The sequence below is a fragment of the Rothia mucilaginosa ATCC 25296 genome, from assembly GCF_000175615.1.
GTDB classification, from domain to species: domain Bacteria; phylum Actinomycetota; class Actinomycetes; order Actinomycetales; family Micrococcaceae; genus Rothia; species Rothia mucilaginosa.
On the sequence record NZ_ACVO01000004.1, the window covers coordinates 75,111 to 92,049 of the forward strand.

A 16,939-nucleotide genomic window follows, 5' to 3' on the forward strand; every position below is an offset into this window, starting at 1 on the left:
GGTAGGTTCTTCTACCTTCCAGAGTGCCACATTTAAGGCTGATCAGGTACCTGCATCTCACGCATATAGCTAATAGCGTCTTCATCCGCCCCAAGCAGCGTGCGGGACAGCTCCGCAACGTTCACGACCTCGCGGCTCAGCGGCGCAGGAACCTCATCCGGCCGCTCCCCCGAAGGCTCCGCACGCCGGGTCACCGTCAGGTACGCCTGCGGGTCCATCTGCGCCCACGGCACCAGCACAAAAGCACGCTCCTGCGCCCGCGGATGCGGCAAAGTCAGCACCGGATCCTCAGAGATCACGCCGCCATAGTCAATCACGTCAATATCGAGGGTGCGCGGGCCCCAACGCACCAGGCGCTCACGGTGATGCGCCGCCTCCACTGCGTTACACAGCTTCAGCAGCTCGTAGGCGCCCAGGTCAGTGGTCACCTCAATGACCGCGTTCACGAAATCCGGCTGACCCGCCGGGCCACCCACCGGGGCGGTACGGTACAACCCGGAGGCACGCACCAGCTGCACGCCGCCCGCCACCAGGTCGGCGACGGCACGTTCCAGGGTGTCTTCGCTTTCGCCCAGGTTCGAGCCCAACGCCAACACCGCGCGGTGTTTCAGGGTGTTGGGCTTCTGCGTATCGGTTTTCTGGGTGCCCGCCACTAGCGGCCGCCCTCAGCCGCGCGCTCCGCGGCACGCTCACGGAACACGCTCACCGCAACGTTACCGAACGGCAACTCAATCGGCGCCTGCGGCTTCGATAGGGTAATCTCCACCGCCTCCACAAGCTCAAACATCGCAAGGATACCCTCGGCAATGTTCACCGCAAGGGTCTCAATCAGGTCCAGGGAACCGTTCGTCACGTGGCGGTGAATCAGGTCAACCACGAGCGCGTAGTTCGTGGTCTTCGTCAGGTCATCCGTGGCGGCTGCGGCGGAAAAATCGCTGTACAGGGTCGCGTCCACGACGAAGGGCTGGCCGTCGCGCTTCTCAAAGTCGAGCACGCCGTGGTAGCCCTTGGCGGTAATGCCGGTGAGGGTGATGCGGTCGTGGCGGGCGTAATCTGCCTGGGTCATTGGGGGTCTCCTAGAGGGTATTCGGGTAATCGGAGGTTGTGGGCGGGGTTGGTGGTTCTAGCTGACAGAGCCTTAGCTTACGGAGCGCAGCGCGGAGGCGACCGTCACCGCATCCACGCTGGCGGGCACGTCATGCACGCGCACCGCCCACACGCCGCGCGCCGCCACCAGGGCGGTCACCGCCGCAGAGGCTGCCGCACGATGCTGAGCCGGGCGCGGCTCCGACAGCGACTGCCACAGTTCGCGTTCAGCCTCACCCGCATCGGTTGCGGTGAAACCGCTCGCGTTCAGGCGCTCAGCCAGCGCCATATCCGCCGCAGTCAGGGCGTTGGCGATAAAACGCTTGCGGGAACCGGCAATGAGCAGGCGGTGCCCCAGACCCTGTAGCTCGTCAATGGCGGCGAGCAGCTCCCAATCCTGCATGCCGCCCTTCGCGAAGCCCAGACCCGGGTCAAGAATCAGGTTCTGCGGCAGCACACCGGCGGCGAGGAAACGCTCACGCAGGCCGGTCAGCTCCTCCACAACCTCGGTGACCACGCCGCGCGGGTACTCCGCCAGGCTGTTCATGGTCTGGGAGGTGCCGCGGGCGTGCATGAGGATGTACGGCACCTGCAGTTCAGCGGCGGTTTCAATCATTTCATCGCTCACGTTCAGACCGGACACATCGTTGATGATGTGCGCACCGGCGGCAATGGCGGCGCGGGCGGTCTGCGGGTTCATGGTGTCAACGCTGATGGTGGTGCCCATCTGCGCGACTGCCTCGATGACAGGCAGGATGCGGCGCTGCTCCTCCTCCACGCTGATGCGCACGGCACCGGGGCGGGTGGATTCGCCGCCAATGTCGATAATGGAGGCGCCCTCGGCGATCATGCGGGCGGCGCGGGCGATGGCGTCGGTGGCGGCGTAGTGCTGGCCGCCGTCGCTGAAGGAGTCGGGGGTGACATTGAGGATGCCCATCACGAGGGTGCGTTCGGCGGCGAGCGCGTCGCAGGGCAGGGGGGCTACACGGGTGGTGTGTGTGGATTCAGTCATGGGTTTATCGTACCGAATCTGCGGTGCTCCCATGTTTGCCGCAGTGATTGACACAGTGATTGGGGCAGCTGTGGGGTCGATTCTGGGGACACGGCATGCAATACTTGCATTACAGATACTTATTTAAAGGTATGCTGAGAGGGCACGCATACCGCACCGGGCGCATTCCCGGTCGGCGGCGCGCACCCACACATACATACTCTAGGAAGTGACTCATTGTGAATATGAAGACTGGAGCTTGGATCCTCTCCCTGGTAGCTCTTGCCGCGCTGGTGACTATTGTGCTCGCTGAAGGTGTTCCTGCCGTGCGTTGGATTGCTTTCGGCACCGCGACCGGTTGCGGTTTCATTGCCGTGGGCTTGATCGTGACTCTTGCCCTGGGTTGGGATAATCCGAGCGAGTCGAAGGGTAGCTTGCAGCGTTAGCAGCGGGGCTCTTCTAGCTTCTGCGGTGCGGCATGATCGGCGCCGCCGCGGCCGCGGAAGGCATCCGGCTCAGAACACATTCTCAGAGCACTTTGGCGATGCGAAAAGGGGCGGAGGTTTTCACCTCCGCCCCTTTCAGCGTGTCTATAAGCTGTGAAGATTTTAGCTCCACAAACGGGTTTCTTCCCAACCTTGGGGTATGCCCATAGCCCGCGATACATCAACCCCAGGAACGGAAATATCAGGACGTTCCTTCAGAATCTGCGTCAGAGATTCCGTATCCCCAATTCCACCCTGATTCATCAGATATTTGAGGAGAGTGAGCATTCCGAAAGTCTTGCACATCTTATGGTTCTCTTCAGCCTGCGGCACACCAAATAGATCAACAACCTCACGGATTTCAGGACTCTCAACTCTTCCACCTCTCAACACACGTGGCAAACGAGGTTCTGGGTGCAGCTTATTGTAGAACCTACTTTGATGCGCACAAATATTGCGCATTACCCGCAGCGAATTAATCCAAGTTTCCAACTGAGGGTCAGTACACCCCAAGGCTTTCGCGATATCTCGTCGAATATTTGGCGGAGAGACCAAATACAGATTCTGTAGAGCCCCCAAATCTAGAACTTCCACCACGACCCACACGGGCAACTTCCCGCCGTATTGTTCACGGTGATGCTTCACGAATTCTTCTTCAGATGTACGAATAAGCTGTTCGCTTTTTCTCGTAAATCTGCTCCACGCAGTGCGCCTTTTACTGCCTTGAAGGTCGCACCGGGTTTCATCCTCGTATATGAGTGGATCCACTTCCCCCAGTAAATTCCCTAGGCGGGACCGCAAATACACCTCAAACTGCGAGAAATACGAAAACGCAATGGACCGAAGATTACGGTCATATTCATACAGGGCCACGATATCTTCAAAGACAGTTCCGGGCATGAAAGTATCCGAGCGCCGCCCACTTCCTGCCGGTCGCCGGAACGAATAGTAGTAACCACTCAGACGGTAGTAACTAACACGCTCAAGGACGTGAACGGCATGTTCCTGAGAACCTACGAGCATACCTCGCTGCCGCAAGATTCCAACCTGCTGTTCATATGTTTTAAATGGCTTTACGATTGAAGACATGCACTATCCATCGCTTGATATCATTTCATCATCGGAACTCTTTAATAATATCAATATAAGGATATTAAGGGTATAACTACACGGCATGTAAGTCATCTCTGTCTTGTTAAGGTCATCGTTTAAAAACGATGACCGGCTCCAGACCCCTGATGGGCGGAACCGGCCACGGTTATTTTCGCTCCTGATGAGGAGAGGAACAGTCATATATTCATCAACAACGGTACGTGAAGAGCACTGTACGTAGCGTTAACAAAAAGAAGACCGGTCCTGTACTCCCGAAGGAGTGGTGCCGGTACTAGTGGTACTACTCTACAGCTGATGACGCCCTCTACGCAAGGGCACTCGTCATGCGGCCCAACACATGCGACCGCACAGCGCAGGGGTATAGCGCAAGGGGGCAGGATTCCTTAGAATCCTGCCCCCTGGCGTATAGCTATATGCTCATTGCATGCGCTTAGCGCTGCGAGAAGATCAGGCTCATCGCCTCCGCACGGGTTGCGCCGTTCATCAGCGCACCGCGCACCGCGCTGGTCACGGTCTTCGCGCCCGGCTTACGCACACCGCGCATCGACATGCACATGTGCTCAGCCTCAATCACCACAATCGCGCCGCGCGGGTTCAGATGCTCCTCCAGAGCCTCCACCACCTGCGTAGTCAGACGCTCCTGCACCTGCGGGCGGCGAGCGTACAAATCCACCACGCGGGCGAGCTTGCTCAGGCCGGTCACCTTACCGTCCGGGCCCGGAATGTAACCCACATGCGCCACGCCGTGGAACGGCACCAGGTGGTGCTCACAGGTCGAGTAGAACGGGATGTCCTTCACCAGCACCATCTCAGAGTGGGCGATGTCGAAGGTCGTACCCAGAATCTCGCCGGCGTCCTGGTGCAGGCCCGAGAAGAACTCCGCGTAGGCACGCGCCACACGTGCCGGGGTCTGTTGCAGGCCGTCACGGTCCGGGTCCTCACCAATCGCGAGCAGAATCTCACGGACGGCAGCCTCAATACGCGGCTGGTCGACGGCGTTCTTAGCCTCGCTCATTCTCTGCTCCATTCTGGTTCGGGGTGCCGCTCTCCGGGCGCTGCGCCGGAGGGGCGGGGTAGTTCGGGTACTGCTGGGTGGGCATTGCGACGGTCGGGTCGGCGTCCGGGTTGGTGAGGGGCGCCTGAGGCGGCAACGGCTGCGTAGGTGCTACCGGAACAGTCGGCGCCTCGGCAGGTGCTTCCTCAGCCTTCTGCGCCTCCTGAGCCAGCTCGCTCGGTGCCTTCACCGGCGGGATGTCGGTACGCTCGCGGGTCGGCTTGGAGTACCAGTGCTCACGCTCGGGGCGCTTGCGAACATCCTTGAAGATTTCGGCAATCTCGTTCTCGAGCAGGGTTTCCTTCTCGAGCAGGGCGAACGCCAGGCGGTCCAGAATATCGCGGTTTTCCAGCAGAATCTGGAATGCCTCATCGTGTGCCTGCTCCAGCAGGGCGCGAATCTCAGCGTCGACCTTTGCCGCGGTCTCGTCGGAGTAGTTGCGTGCCGAGGCGCCGCCGCCACCGAGGAACGGTTCGGTGTCTTCGCCGCCGAGCTTCACGGAACCAATCACGGCGCTCATGCCGTAGTCGGTGACCATCTTGCGGGCGGTGTCGGTTGCCTTCTGAATGTCGTTAGATGCACCGGTGGACGGGTCGTGGAAGACGATCTCCTCAGCCGCACGGCCACCCATCGCGTACGCCATCTGGTCGAGCAGTTCGTGACGGGTCGTGGAGTACTTGTCGTCCTGCGGCATGACCATGGTGTAACCCAGGGCACGACCACGCGGAAGAATCGTAATCTTGGTGACCGGTGCGGAGTTACGCAGTGCCGCCGCGACCAGGGCGTGACCACCCTCGTGGTATGCGGTGACCTTACGCTCGTGCTCGTTCATGATGCGCGAGGAACGCTGCGGACCAGCCATGACGCGGTCAATCGCCTCGTCGATAGCGCGGTCGTCAATCACGTTGCCGTTATCGCGGGCGGTCAGCAGAGCCGCCTCGTTCATGACGTTCGCCAGGTCAGCACCGGTAAAGCCGGGGGTGCGCTTAGCAACCTGAGCCAGGTCAACAGTGTTAGCGATCGGCTTGCCTGCGGCGTGCACGCGCAGGATGTGTTCGCGGCCCTGCATATCGGGGGCATCCACACCAATCTGACGGTCAAAACGGCCGGGACGCAGCAGCGCCGGGTCCAGAACGTCGGGTCGGTTCGTTGCCGCAATGACGATGACGTTCGAGTTGCCGTCGAAGCCGTCCATCTCAACCAGCAGCTGGTTCAGGGTCTGCTCACGCTCGTCATTACCGCCGCCCATGCCGACGCCGCGGCGGCGGCCAACAGCGTCAATCTCGTCGACGAAGACGATGGCGGCGGGGTCGCTCTTCGCTTCCTTGAACAGGTCGCGCACGCGGGACGCACCCACACCCACGAACATTTCAACGAAGTCAGAGCCAGAAATCGAGTAGAACGGCACGCCAGCCTCGCCCGCCACAGCCTTGGCGAGCAGGGTCTTACCGGTGCCGGGAGGGCCGTACAGCAGCACGCCCTTGGGGATCTTTGCACCCAGGCGGGTGAACTTTTCGGGTTCAGCCAGGAACTCGCGGACCTCTTCCAGTTCGGCGAGCGCCTCGTCCACGCCAGCGACGTCGCTGAAGCGGACTTCCGGCTTGTCCTTGGTGAACTTCTTCGCGCGGGACTTGGAGAAGCTCATGACGGAGGAGCCGCCTCCGACGCGTCCCATCAGGAACCAGAAGAGCACACCAAAGAGCAGAATCGGCAGGAGCAGGGACACCAGGGAGCCCAGGAAGCTGTGCTCAACCGGCTGGTCCGTGTAGCTTTCCAGCTCGGCGGATTCCATTGCCTTAGCAACTTCGTCGCCGCGGGGCTGCACGTAGTAGAAGCGCACCGACTTACCGTAGTTGTCGTTGCCCTTCTTGTAGTCGTCCTTAAGCTGCAGCTCGACGCGCTGGTCGCCGTCGTAGATCTTTGCGCTCTTGACCTGGTGGTCGTTGAGCATCTGAAGACCCACGTTGGTGTCCACCTGACGCGAGGGCTGGGTGAAGAAGGAGGCCATGAGGAAAGCCAGCATGATTACGAGAGCTGCACCCGGCCAGAACCAGGGGCCGTTAATCAGCTTCTTCAGGAAGCCCTCCGAGCCTTTCTGCGGAGTATTGGGGTTTTGCGCCAATGCTTTGTCCTTACGTTGCGGCTGTGACCCGTTGGGGTGCGGCATGCCTGCCGGAACACCCAACGGTGCAACCTTAAATGTACCCTACCCCGGCGAGCGGCTAGGTACCTGGCTTCTCTATTTCACCTGCGGGCTAAAGGGTTGTAGCACTCGGCGGGGGTGAAAGTGCATCTTCTGCGGCGGGTATCTGCGGCGGCTGGTACACCGGCGGCAGCCCGTCTTGGCGGATGCGCCTCCCGCCTCCGCCTCCACGTACATCCACCGGCGGGTACAGCAACGCCCCGCTCCCCCACAAGCGTGAGGAGGCGGGGCGTAACCACCTACAGCATGGTTGCTGAGGTGAAGGCTTAGGAGTAAACGTGCGGGTGCAGGGTTGCGACGCAGTCCAGGTTGCGGTACTTCTCAGCGAAGTCCAGGCCGTAACCAACGACGAACTCGGGCTCGATGTCCCAGCCGACGTACTTGACCTCAACGTCAGCCTTGACGACCTTGGGCTTGCGCAGCAGGGTGCAAATCTCAACGGAAGCTGCGCCGCGAGAAATCAGGTTCTGCTGCAGCCATGCCAGGGTCAGGCCGGAGTCAATGATGTCTTCAACGATCAGGACGTTGCGGCCCACCAGGTCGGTGTCCAGGTCCTTGAGGATACGCACAACGCCGGAGGACTTGGTGCCGGAACCGTACGAGGAAACAGCCATCCAGTCCATGGTGTAGTGGCCCTTGAGAGCGCGGGAAAGGTCAGCCATGATCATGATGGCGCCCTTGAGAACACCCACCAACAGCACGTCCTTACCGGCGTAGTCTTCGTCGATGCGCGCCGCCAGTTCGGCGACCTTCGCGTTAATCTCTTCCTTGCTGAAGAGAACGTTCTTAATATCGTCCTGCACGTCGATAGCCTGCACGATGTATTCCTTCGTATTCTTTTAGACGCTCTGCGCCTCCGCCGGGGCCCCGGGTGCGGGGTTTCATGCCTTCCCACGGCGGATAATGTGGATGGTGTTCGCCTTAAGTATGGCTTAAAACGGCGCCGCGGCGCACCTCACCACGCAGATAGTGTGTGCTGAGGGGGCTCCACAGGCACCTAGCTGGGCACCTAGTTAGGGTCGGGTTGGCACTAATACGAGCACGTCCAGGCGTTCACCGGTTGCCGGATGCACAATTTTGCGGCGACGGTACGCGCTCACGTGACCGGGCATCTGAACGGGCCCAGCTACCGCGTATTCGGCGGTGAAAGAGTCCAGCGCCTGCAGTCGCTCGAAGCCGGGGTTCTCTCCCCCGGCGGCCTTGCAGGCGGTCGCAAGCACACGCAATCGAAGCGCCGGGTGTAGCGCCGCCACCTGCGCCCGGTCCAGTAGCACGGCGTCCTCACGTTCGATGCCGCGTACGGCGGTTCCGGCGGGTAGGAGCGCCTGCTCGTAGGCGGCATGTGCTTGCTCGTCGAGGTATTCGGCGTCGGGGCCAGCCACCGCGGCGGTGCGCGCCAGGGAGCGGGCGACGTCCCCGCCGAGGTGCTCCTCCAGGTAGGGCAGCACGCTGTGGCGGATGCGGGCACGCATGAGGGTTTCGTCGGTGTTGGTCGGGTCGATCCAGGGGGTGAGGGTTTCGGCATCGCAGATGTCGAGCATGTCGGTGCGGCGCAGGCCAAGGAAGGGACGCAGGTAGGTGACACCCCCTTCGACGCGTACGGGCGGCATGCCCGCCAGGGAGCGGGTGCCGGAGCCGCGGCTTAGGCCGAGTAGCACGGTTTCTGCCTGGTCGTCGAGGGTGTGGCCGAGTAGTACGGCGCGGGCGCCGGTGGCTTCAACGGCTTTCGTGAAAGCGGCGTAGCGGGCGGTGCGTGCCGCCATTTCGGGGCCCATGTTGCCGACGGGAACCTGCACTTTTTCGATGATGACGGGGTGAAGCCCCAGTTCGGTGAGGGTCTGCGCGGTCTGCGCGGCAACCGCGGCGGAGTCTTCTTGTAGGTCGTGGTCGACGATGATGGCACCTACGCGTACGTCGCCGCGGCGAGCGAAGTGTGCGGCAATGGCTGCCAGCGCGAGGGAGTCGGGGCCGCCGCTGCAGGCGACCAGGAGCAGGGGCAGGTCGGCGGCGTCCGCGGTGGAGGCGGTGCGGGAGCGTCCGGTGGCTTTGATGCTTCCGGCGCCGAGGAGCTTTTCGAGGGCGGCGGCGAGGTGGCGGCGGGCAGTGCCAACGGCGGGGTGCAGGCGTCCTGCGCGTCCATTCTGCATGGTGGTTCCTTTATATAGGCGTGCGGGAGGGGTTAGGTGAGGGGGTTGGTGATGGCCAGCTCGATGCCGAGCTCTTGGGCGACCTTGAGGACCGCACCAATTGATGGGCCGGGTAGCCCACGCTCAATATCGCGGATTGTTTTATCGCTGAGCCCGACCATCCACGCCAACTCCATTTGGGTGATTTTTTCGTACTTGCGGACGGCACGAACCTGCGCACCAAATTCTTGCGCGAACCCCGTTGCGTCGAATGCCATGGGGTTTCCTCCTCACCGCTGCAGAACCTCAGGTTATACGAACTATTCTTCGTAATATGCCCATATTAGCACTCCCAGGGGTGCCCTGGGGCTGTTTTCCGAAGAATAGTTCGGTCGCACACACCATTCCCGGAACCTCCGAACACAATCAAGGAGCACATCAAAAGGGGGCGTGCCCACCGCCTCCAGCACGCACAAAAAATCGCACGAACCAGACGCGGAGAACACGCCCCCAGCAAGCCCTCCCGCTCACCTACCGCTATGACAGCGACTGCAGACGAGCCACAATCGGTGCCAGCTCCTCATGACTGTCCAGAATCATAAGAGGAATAAAAATAGTGCGGTGCGAAGCGAAGTAGAAATCCGGCACCCTGTAGGCGTCCCATGTCACGTAATCGGCGCTGGGGTAGTTGAAGTTCATAGGCAGGTCATAATCCTCCCGCTTCGCCATTGCATGCTGGTACGCCCAGCTCATTGCTCGGTGCAACTCACTACCCCGCTTAATGGGGGCAAAACGCTTCTTATATCGTGCAGCATTCGCCTTACCCAGGGGCTCCAGAGTTACCTTGGGGCTACCCGCGGCACGATAAAGGAAGGTAAAGTAGGCGCCACGGCTCGCCGGAGTATCGTAGTGGAAGGAACCATCAGACCAACCGGTGGTCAAACCCACGCGGGTCGCCCAAATAGCAACCTTATAGCGCGCATCGTCCGGGGTCAGGTCGGTGTACGGAGACTTTGCCGGCAGGTTCTTCACCTCGGGTGAGCCAGCCAGCTGGTACAGGTACTCCAGCAAGCGGCCACGCGAAATGGTCATGACCTCATTCGGCAGGGACCACTCATCGATGTTATACAGCTCAGCAATCTGATCCTTCGTAATCAGGCCGGTGCACTCCGCCCACTGCCAACTGTTCATAGCGTTCCTGCCGTATTCGCCGTACATTTCGAAACAGTCGACATTAGCCTTGGGGTCTTCAGTAGGCTGTGCAGGTTTCGGATCAATATGCGTAGCCTGGGCCACGCTCTGACCCATGAAGCCCATAGTCAGTGCCAACAGTGCCGCCGCGCCGCGGGTTGAAAGGGGTTTCTTCATTTTCTATCCTCGGTGAAAGGTGTGAGAACGGAAGAAGAGTGAATTTCTTTGAACATACTCGGAATCTGCACCCTGCACAATCAACTACACCCGGCGTGCAGGCGGATGCGGCGAAAAACACAACAAAGGCGAAAGATGCAGTAAAAGGGGGCGTGCCCACCGCCTCCAGCACGCACGAAAAATCGCACGAACCAGATGCAGGGAACACGCCCCCAGCAAGCCCTCCCGCTCACCTGCCGCTAGGACAGCGACTGCAGACGAGCCACAATCGGCGTCAGCTCTTCATGGTAATCAAGAATCGCGAGAGGGGTGAAAATAGTAGGGTACGAAGCGTAATAGAAATCCGGTATTTTATTGATTTCCCAGGTGTTGTACTCGGTGTAGCTAACACTCAACCAGACACTATCAAGGTTATCATCGGGCCTCCTTAAAGCATGCTGATAAACCCAACTCATTGCTCGATGCAACTCGCTCCCTTCCTTAATGGGAGCAGCACCCTTTTCCGTACGCACAGCATTCGCCGCATCCAGGGATTCCAGAGTTACCTTGGGGCTACCCGCAGCACGATAAAGGAAAGTAAAGTAGGCACCACGGCTCGCCGGAGTATCGTAGTGGAAGGAACCATCAGACCAACCAGTAGTCAAGCCCACCCGGGTCGCCCAGATAGCAACCTTATAGCGCGCATCGCCCGGAGTCAGGTCGGTGTACGGAGACTTCTCCGGCAGGTTCTTCACCTCGGGTGAACCCGCCAGATGGTACAGGTACTCCAGCAAGCGGCCACGCGAAATGGTCATGACCCCGTTCGGCAACTTATCTTCACGGGTTGTAGCCAGCCCAACAACCTGCTTCTTCGTAATCAGGCCGGTACACTCCGCCCAATCCAAACTGCCCATAGTGTTCTTGCCGTAATAGAAGTGCATGTCAAAACAATTAACATCAAATTCCAGCTCTTCTACAGGCTGTGCAGATTTCGGCTGAATGTATGCCGCCTGGGCTACACCCTGGCCCATATACCCCATAGCCAGTGCCAACAGTGCCGCCGCGCCGCGGGTCGAAAGGTTTTTCTTCATTTTCTATCCTCGGTGAAAGGTGTGAGGGTAGAAGAAGAGTGAATCCCTTTGAAGGTACTCAGGATTCACTCTCCGCGCAATTATTTCAGAATGATTAAACTTTTACGTCATTTTGACTATTCCGATTAATCTCATTATCTTGCGAGGTCCTATAGACCACAAAATTAATATCAATATAGAAATTGCCCCAGGGGACACTGCGATCTCTCCTAAAGAAAAGGTGCCGACCGTCATTCGAAGTCAATTTATTACCATCACGGGCATTACGCGATGAACCGGCCACAATACTAATATCATCCAGCTTATTCTCCAGATAAAACCCGTAACGCGAGGAACGCTGGCCAACTTTCGGATTAGCCGAACGCGGCGATACTAGGCGTGCTCCAGAAGCATTTCGTCCAATATACCAATTAGCTGCTTCATCAGTGCGTGCAGTTCCCTTAAGAATAAGTGAATTCTCGAGACTCGAGGACTCACCTAGACAATTCATAAACTGATTATCCTTGAAACCTACGACCCACCCGTGCCCGCCATTCTCCTGAGCGGTACATCCGATGAACATATTCCGTTCGCCAAAAATCGCCCACCCGGCACCAGACTTTCTGCGGTACTGATCTCTATCGTGATAAAGGTCGGAATTTGGCTTATTGCGAATAGCAAACCAGGCGGTACATGCCACAAATTTACATTGAGCTCCGTACACCTCAATTGCCCCATGATATCCGCCACCAAGATTGGCATCAGAGACCTCAACCATCACAAACTTATTATCCGCAGCTCCAGAGTTCAAACTCTCTGTTCTACGCTGAACATGACCCACCGGCTTTCCCACCAAGAGCCCTTGTCTGCGAGTTTTACGAATGCGGACCTTATCAACCTTCATAGCACGATCATGTTCACCCAGGATGGCAATTCCGATTGCCGTATCCCAGATTTCAATATTTGAAATAATAGGGGCAGCTTCAGGTTCATTAAAAATATCATATCTTGTATGAACAATAATGCCCGCAATATTATCCGGTATATAATTATCAGCAACGTGCTTACCCTGAGCAATTTGATACTCAAAAAATCCTTTACGAATATTAGGATTCAAAAGATTAAGATTGGCGGCACGAATAAACATATCCCGTACCCCAAAACGCATTGGTATATTTGTTCCCATATCACCCACAAAGGTATTGTATGACCCCATATGAAATACCCCCTGACACTCCATATCGTCACCATCAACATCTCTTAAAATCTTCGGGTTTTTATTAAACCCAATAATTTGTGTTGAGAATCCATGACCATACACCTCTACCCTATCCCTGAGATTAATAAAATCATTACTCACAAGATAGATTCCCGAAGGAATCTCGACAGAACCACCACCGGGAACAGCGGCCACCGAGTTAATGGCATTTTGAATTGCTGGTGCGGAATCCTTCGTACCGGTTGGGTCTGCACCAAAATCCAAAACATTCACATGCTTTGATTTACTATAATCAACCATATTGTATTCCTTTCTTAAGCCATGTAGTTCAAACGCATTCAAATAGTTTGAATGCCAACCCACCAATTTTCCCTGAATATCTATACATAAAGATGATTTGATGTTTAATTCTATTAAATCTGTACCAACCCCCTATCAATCATCTCTTTTTGCAGAGCAAGATTTCCCGAATCCACAACCCTGCGATTACCCCCATAATTGTTTTATGGGGCAGCTATTGTGGTACATGTCAACACGCCTCCCGGCGTCCTAACACTAATCCGATAGGAAGCCGACACAGTAGATCCGCCGTATTCGCTACGACCCGGGAAATACACGCCAAAGCACCCTCGTTGAAACAACTCTTCCGGCTGAGAAATATCTTTATCTACCTCAAGACCCCATTCCCAGCGCTGAGCTTGAATAAACGCACCGTCATCTTCTCCAAGGGATGCGTTTCCCTTCATCTCCCCTTGGTAGACACCACAAAAATACTCAGTGCTCTCCGTTGAGGCACCACGCGCACGAACCACCTTCAGACCCGAGTCTTCACGCACTGTCAGTGATGGTGCAGCCGGGTACCCCTCAGGAGAATGGCTTGTCAATCCCATAGAACCCGGCTGCCAACGGCTCATCTGCACCATGTATTCTTGCGATCCACTCAGCTGTTCAAGCTCAACCACAATCTGCTGACCCGAAGGAATTTTAGACAGCCACTGCCCTGTATCACGGTGAATATGGGGACGAATTACCTCATATAAGGCTGACTCTTCTTGATTCCCCATCAGTTCTACCGACGGAAGCGCATGCACCCCTACAAAAGGGCCCGAAAAGGGAAGAAGCTGAAACCACAGAATGACATTATCTGCACCATTAGTCGGCACCCATGCTTCACGAAGCGGGGCAACAGTGCATCCATCTATTTGCTGGGGAGACCCAACAGAGCCCTGAATACCCCATGCCGTGCTCTGAGGTGCTGCGAAGAAACTTACCAGGGCAAATGACGAAAGCCGGCACACATGCCGGCGTGACAGTTCAGACATGATAGTCCTTAAATTAAGTTGAGTGATGACAATAGTGTGTGGCGTTTACGCTTCGTCGACGCTCTATACACCACACTCCTTCAACCCTACTCTGAAAATTCACCGTTTCGAGTATTCACAAGCAAATATTTCATTCTCGTGAAAAAATATATATCAATATAAACTTGAAGTTTATTAAAATCTCACTTTAAACTTGAATATTTATGTAACTAGAACTTTAGAAATATCTTTAAAAATCTGAACTTTCAGAAATATTACAAGCCCCACCGCGCAAAGTACTTGCTGAAATCCCCCTCAACAAAGCCCTGGGCAACAACTCCGAGCACAACAAAAGGGGGCGTGCCCACCGCCTCCAGCACGCACGAAAACTCGCACGAACCGAAAGCGGGGAACACGCCCCCCTACAAAACCGGGTGCACCTAACGGTGCGGCAGCTTAGTGACCCTCAGCTGCGAAACGGTCGATAGCCTCCTGGACCATCTTCTCAGCAGCAGCCAGGTCTTCCCAGCCCTCGCCCTTAACCCACTTGCCGGGCTCCAGGTCCTTGTAACGCTCGAAGAAGTGCTGAATCTCAGCCTTCAGCTGCTCGGGAACATCAGCCAGGGACTTGATGTGGTCGTAGCGCTTGTCGGTGGGAACGCACAGAACCTTAGCGTCGCCGCCAGCCTCGTCGGTCATGTTGAACACTGCGACCGGGCGGGACTCAACCAGCACGCCGGGAACAACGTCAACGTCCAGGATCAGCATTGCGTCCAGCGGGTCGCCGTCCTCACCGAGGGTGTTCTCGAAGTAGCCGTAAGCGGTGGGGTACTGCATGGAGGTGAACAGCACACGGTCCAGGCGCAGGCGGCCGGTCTCGTGGTCCACTTCGTACTTCACGCGGGAGCCGCGGGGAATTTCAATAGTGACGTCGAGTTCCATCGGAACCTTCTTTCTCGTGAGTTAGAGTCACTTTCGCGGCGACTTCGGCGCGCAAGGTGCGAAAGTTAGGTGTTGAACTCACCCATTGTAACCCGTTCACGCACACCGAAACCGTGTATTCGGCGCCAAAACCAGCGTAATTTACCACGCTCATACCACAGTTAACATTCCGCCTAGTCCCACGCCCGCCAACACGCGCGCCAGCACACCCCGCCGCCATGCCGGGCAGCCCAGATAGGGTTCGTGAGGGGCAGCAGGAACACGGCATGAGCATCAGGGCACCGGCGCGTAAATTCGATAGGCACCCCATCCGCCCGCTATGCTCAAAAGATGCCTTCCAACAAGCACAACACCCAGACCACCACCCTCACCCGCCGCGCCGCCCTCACCCTCGGCGGCATGTTCCTCCTCACCGCCTGCGGACCCGCCGCAACCGAACAGAAACGCCCCGAAGGTTCCGCAAGCCCCATCGGCAGCGCAACCGGCAGCCCCACCGGCACCGCCGAGGCGACCGCCTCCGCAACCCCGAGCGCCACCCCGACCCTCGCCCCCGCACTGCCCGAAGCGGAGCAGGAACAGCTACGTGCCGCTCTTACCGCGCTCTTCGCTGACGACACCTACCCGCAGTACAGCCTGCTCGTCACCGGCATGGACGGGAACCTGCCCAGCATCAAGGCGGCCACCGCACCCGCCGACCTCTACGCCGCCAACGCCGACACCGCACGCGTACCCGCCTCCACTTTTAAGGTGCTGACCCTGTTCGCACTCAACCACTACGCGAACCTGCAGGCGCGCCTGCGCACACGCGTCACCCGCGACTCCGCCGGACTGTACCTCATGGCAGGCGGCGACACCCTGCTCGGCGCGGGCGCCTCTGACCCGAAGCAGATTGTCGGACGCGCAGGCCTAACCACCCTCGCCGAGCTGACCGTGAAGGCGCTGAACGAGGGCGAGAAGCCGACCGCGGCGCTACCCGTCTACCTTGACGGCACCTTCTTCACCGGCCCCGGCGTGAACCCCGGCTGGGATGCCGCCGACGTGGCGTCCGGCCAGATCACGCCCATTCACCCGATTGCGCTCGAATCGCACACGGTGCCGGGCAAGTCCACCGCAAGCAACCCGGTACGCCCGGACGATGCGGCGGTTGCCGCCCAGAAGGCGTTCGTGGATGCACTCAACACCGCCGGCAAGGAGTCCGGCATGAGCTTCACCCTCGCGGAGCGCCGCACCGCCCCCGCGGAAGCGGTTGAAATCGCCGCGGTCGAGTCTGCAACCCTGCTGGAGCAGGCACAACACATGATGCTCGAATCCGACAACGCCCTCGCTGAGGTGCTTGGCCGTTGCGCCGCCATCGCCGCAGGTAAGGAAGGCAGCGGCGAAGCGGCACAGCAGACCGTGCGCCAGGCACTCGTGGATGCCGGCGTGAACATTGAAAACCTGGCGCAGGCAGACGTGTGCGGCATGTCGCTGACGGACCGCGTGACCGCCCGAACCCTCGTGCAGGTTGTGGCTCTGCTGAATGCTGATGAGCATGCGGAGCAGCTGATGAGCACGTTCCCGGTCGCGGGCGTGAGCGGCACCCTGTCTGATCGTTTTGGTGCGGCGAATGCCGTGCACGCGCGCACTTTTGTGCAGGCGAAGACCGGCACCCTGTACACGGTGTCTTCGCTGTGCGGTGTGGCGATTCGACCCGACGGCACCCGCCTGATTTTCGCGATTATTCTGAACGATCTGGGCGGCTCGGATGCGCTGCCCGCCGCGAAGGAACGCGTGGACGCTGCCGCGGCGGCGATTGCGAACCGTTCGACCGCGCCGAGTGCTTCTGTTGCTCCCTCTGCGGTAGCAGCGAGTGCTTCGGCACCCGCTTCGGACGGGGCAAGCGCCCCGGCTTCTGCGGCTGCTTCGGCGGCAGTTTCTACCGCGGCTGCGGCGGGTGCAGCCTCCTAGCGTGTATGCCCGGATAGCCCCGAAAGCCCCCTGAATCACCCCGTGCAGGTTGATT

Annotated in this window: 16 protein-coding genes; 2 read left to right on the forward strand and 14 right to left on the reverse strand. The window is 58.4% G+C overall.

All coding sequences use genetic code 11. From position 1 onward, the window contains the following. Positions 1 to 32: 32 nt before the first annotated feature. The 3 genes from folK to folP form a co-directional block, all read right to left on the reverse strand. Complete coding sequence (gene folK / locus ROTMU0001_RS00980; protein ID WP_005507617.1) at positions 33 to 653, reverse strand: 2-amino-4-hydroxy-6-hydroxymethyldihydropteridine diphosphokinase; 621 nt, start codon at positions 651 to 653, stop codon at positions 33 to 35. Beyond that, complete coding sequence (folB, locus tag ROTMU0001_RS00985; protein WP_005507619.1) at positions 653 to 1,066, reverse strand: dihydroneopterin aldolase; 414 nt, start codon at positions 1,064 to 1,066, stop codon at positions 653 to 655. The genes folK and folB overlap by 1 nt, the downstream gene beginning before the upstream one ends. A 72-nt stretch (positions 1,067 to 1,138) precedes the next feature. Then, positions 1,139 to 2,098, reverse strand: a complete 960-nt coding sequence (gene folP / locus ROTMU0001_RS00990) for a dihydropteroate synthase (RefSeq protein WP_005507621.1) — start codon at positions 2,096 to 2,098, stop codon at positions 1,139 to 1,141. Between the two features lie 218 nt (positions 2,099 to 2,316). On the opposite strand from folP, the gene ROTMU0001_RS00995 reads away from it, so the two are divergent. Beyond that, positions 2,317 to 2,523 (forward strand): hypothetical protein, encoded by a 207-nt coding sequence (locus tag ROTMU0001_RS00995; RefSeq protein WP_005507623.1) that lies wholly within the window; start codon positions 2,317 to 2,319, stop codon positions 2,521 to 2,523. 162 nt (positions 2,524 to 2,685) lie between these two features. Here ROTMU0001_RS00995 and ROTMU0001_RS01000 read toward each other — a convergent pair whose 3' ends face one another. The 11 genes from ROTMU0001_RS01000 to ppa form a co-directional block, all read right to left on the reverse strand. Next, complete coding sequence (locus ROTMU0001_RS01000) at positions 2,686 to 3,651, reverse strand: Abi family protein (RefSeq protein WP_044141795.1); 966 nt, start codon at positions 3,649 to 3,651, stop codon at positions 2,686 to 2,688. Positions 3,652 to 4,105: 454 nt separating this feature from the next. Beyond that, positions 4,106 to 4,690 (reverse strand): GTP cyclohydrolase I FolE, encoded by a 585-nt coding sequence (gene folE, locus ROTMU0001_RS01005; RefSeq protein ID WP_005507626.1) that lies wholly within the window; start codon positions 4,688 to 4,690, stop codon positions 4,106 to 4,108. Continuing rightward, entirely contained in the window at positions 4,677 to 6,851 is a 2,175-nt protein-coding gene (gene ftsH, locus ROTMU0001_RS01010; protein WP_005507627.1) for an ATP-dependent zinc metalloprotease FtsH, read from the reverse strand. The genes folE and ftsH overlap by 14 nt, the downstream gene beginning before the upstream one ends. 347 nt (positions 6,852 to 7,198) lie before the next feature. After that, positions 7,199 to 7,750, reverse strand: coding sequence for a hypoxanthine phosphoribosyltransferase (gene hpt, locus ROTMU0001_RS01015; RefSeq protein WP_005504342.1), 552 nt, complete (start codon positions 7,748 to 7,750; stop codon positions 7,199 to 7,201). 195 nt (positions 7,751 to 7,945) lie between these two features. Beyond that, entirely contained in the window at positions 7,946 to 9,079 is a 1,134-nt protein-coding gene (gene tilS, locus ROTMU0001_RS01020; protein WP_005507629.1) for a tRNA lysidine(34) synthetase TilS, read from the reverse strand. 32 nt (positions 9,080 to 9,111) lie between these two features. Beyond that, positions 9,112 to 9,336 (reverse strand): helix-turn-helix domain-containing protein, encoded by a 225-nt coding sequence (locus ROTMU0001_RS01025; RefSeq protein ID WP_005504337.1) that lies wholly within the window; start codon positions 9,334 to 9,336, stop codon positions 9,112 to 9,114. A 259-nt stretch (positions 9,337 to 9,595) separates the two neighbouring features. After that, positions 9,596 to 10,426, reverse strand: coding sequence for an S-layer homology domain-containing protein (locus ROTMU0001_RS01030; RefSeq protein ID WP_005507631.1), 831 nt, complete (start codon positions 10,424 to 10,426; stop codon positions 9,596 to 9,598). 239 nt (positions 10,427 to 10,665) lie between these two features. Beyond that, on the reverse strand, positions 10,666 to 11,496 hold the full coding sequence (locus ROTMU0001_RS01035; RefSeq protein ID WP_005507632.1) for an S-layer homology domain-containing protein: 831 nt from the start codon (positions 11,494 to 11,496) through the stop codon (positions 10,666 to 10,668). A 94-nt stretch (positions 11,497 to 11,590) separates the two neighbouring features. Beyond that, complete coding sequence (locus ROTMU0001_RS01040) at positions 11,591 to 12,994, reverse strand: glycosyl hydrolase family 28-related protein (protein ID WP_005507633.1); 1,404 nt, start codon at positions 12,992 to 12,994, stop codon at positions 11,591 to 11,593. A gap of 203 nt (positions 12,995 to 13,197) precedes the next feature. Then, the gene (locus ROTMU0001_RS09070) at positions 13,198 to 14,016 is read right to left on the reverse strand and encodes a hypothetical protein (protein ID WP_141752125.1); all 819 of its coding nucleotides are present in this window, start codon (positions 14,014 to 14,016) and stop codon (positions 13,198 to 13,200) included. A 435-nt stretch (positions 14,017 to 14,451) separates the two neighbouring features. After that, a complete protein-coding gene (gene ppa / locus ROTMU0001_RS01045; protein ID WP_005504328.1) occupies positions 14,452 to 14,937 on the reverse strand; it encodes an inorganic diphosphatase in 486 nt (161 codons plus the stop codon). A 330-nt stretch (positions 14,938 to 15,267) separates the two neighbouring features. On the opposite strand from ppa, the gene dacB reads away from it, so the two are divergent. After that, on the forward strand, positions 15,268 to 16,884 hold the full coding sequence (gene dacB / locus ROTMU0001_RS01050; RefSeq protein WP_005507636.1) for a D-alanyl-D-alanine carboxypeptidase/D-alanyl-D-alanine endopeptidase: 1,617 nt from the start codon (positions 15,268 to 15,270) through the stop codon (positions 16,882 to 16,884). Positions 16,885 to 16,939: the final 55 nt, after the last annotated feature.

Coding starts and splice junctions, on each gene's coding strand:
- folE (WP_005507626.1), bottom strand. CDS start 4,690: ATGAGCGAGGCTAAGAACGCCGTCGACCAGCCGCGTATTGAGGCTGCC.
- tilS (WP_005507629.1), bottom strand. CDS start 9,079: ATGCAGAATGGACGCGCAGGACGCCTGCACCCCGCCGTTGGCACTGCC.
- folP (WP_005507621.1), bottom strand. CDS start 2,098: ATGACTGAATCCACACACACCACCCGTGTAGCCCCCCTGCCCTGCGAC.
- ROTMU0001_RS01000 (WP_044141795.1), bottom strand. CDS start 3,651: ATGTCTTCAATCGTAAAGCCATTTAAAACATATGAACAGCAGGTTGGA.
- ROTMU0001_RS09070 (WP_141752125.1), bottom strand. CDS start 14,016: ATGTCTGAACTGTCACGCCGGCATGTGTGCCGGCTTTCGTCATTTGCC.
- ROTMU0001_RS01040 (WP_005507633.1), bottom strand. CDS start 12,994: ATGGTTGATTATAGTAAATCAAAGCATGTGAATGTTTTGGATTTTGGT.
- folB (WP_005507619.1), bottom strand. CDS start 1,066: ATGACCCAGGCAGATTACGCCCGCCACGACCGCATCACCCTCACCGGC.
- ppa (WP_005504328.1), bottom strand. CDS start 14,937: ATGGAACTCGACGTCACTATTGAAATTCCCCGCGGCTCCCGCGTGAAG.
- ROTMU0001_RS01030 (WP_005507631.1), bottom strand. CDS start 10,426: ATGAAGAAACCCCTTTCAACCCGCGGCGCGGCGGCACTGTTGGCACTG.
- ROTMU0001_RS01035 (WP_005507632.1), bottom strand. CDS start 11,496: ATGAAGAAAAACCTTTCGACCCGCGGCGCGGCGGCACTGTTGGCACTG.
- ROTMU0001_RS01025 (WP_005504337.1), bottom strand. CDS start 9,336: ATGGCATTCGACGCAACGGGGTTCGCGCAAGAATTTGGTGCGCAGGTT.
- dacB (WP_005507636.1), top strand. CDS start 15,268: ATGCCTTCCAACAAGCACAACACCCAGACCACCACCCTCACCCGCCGC.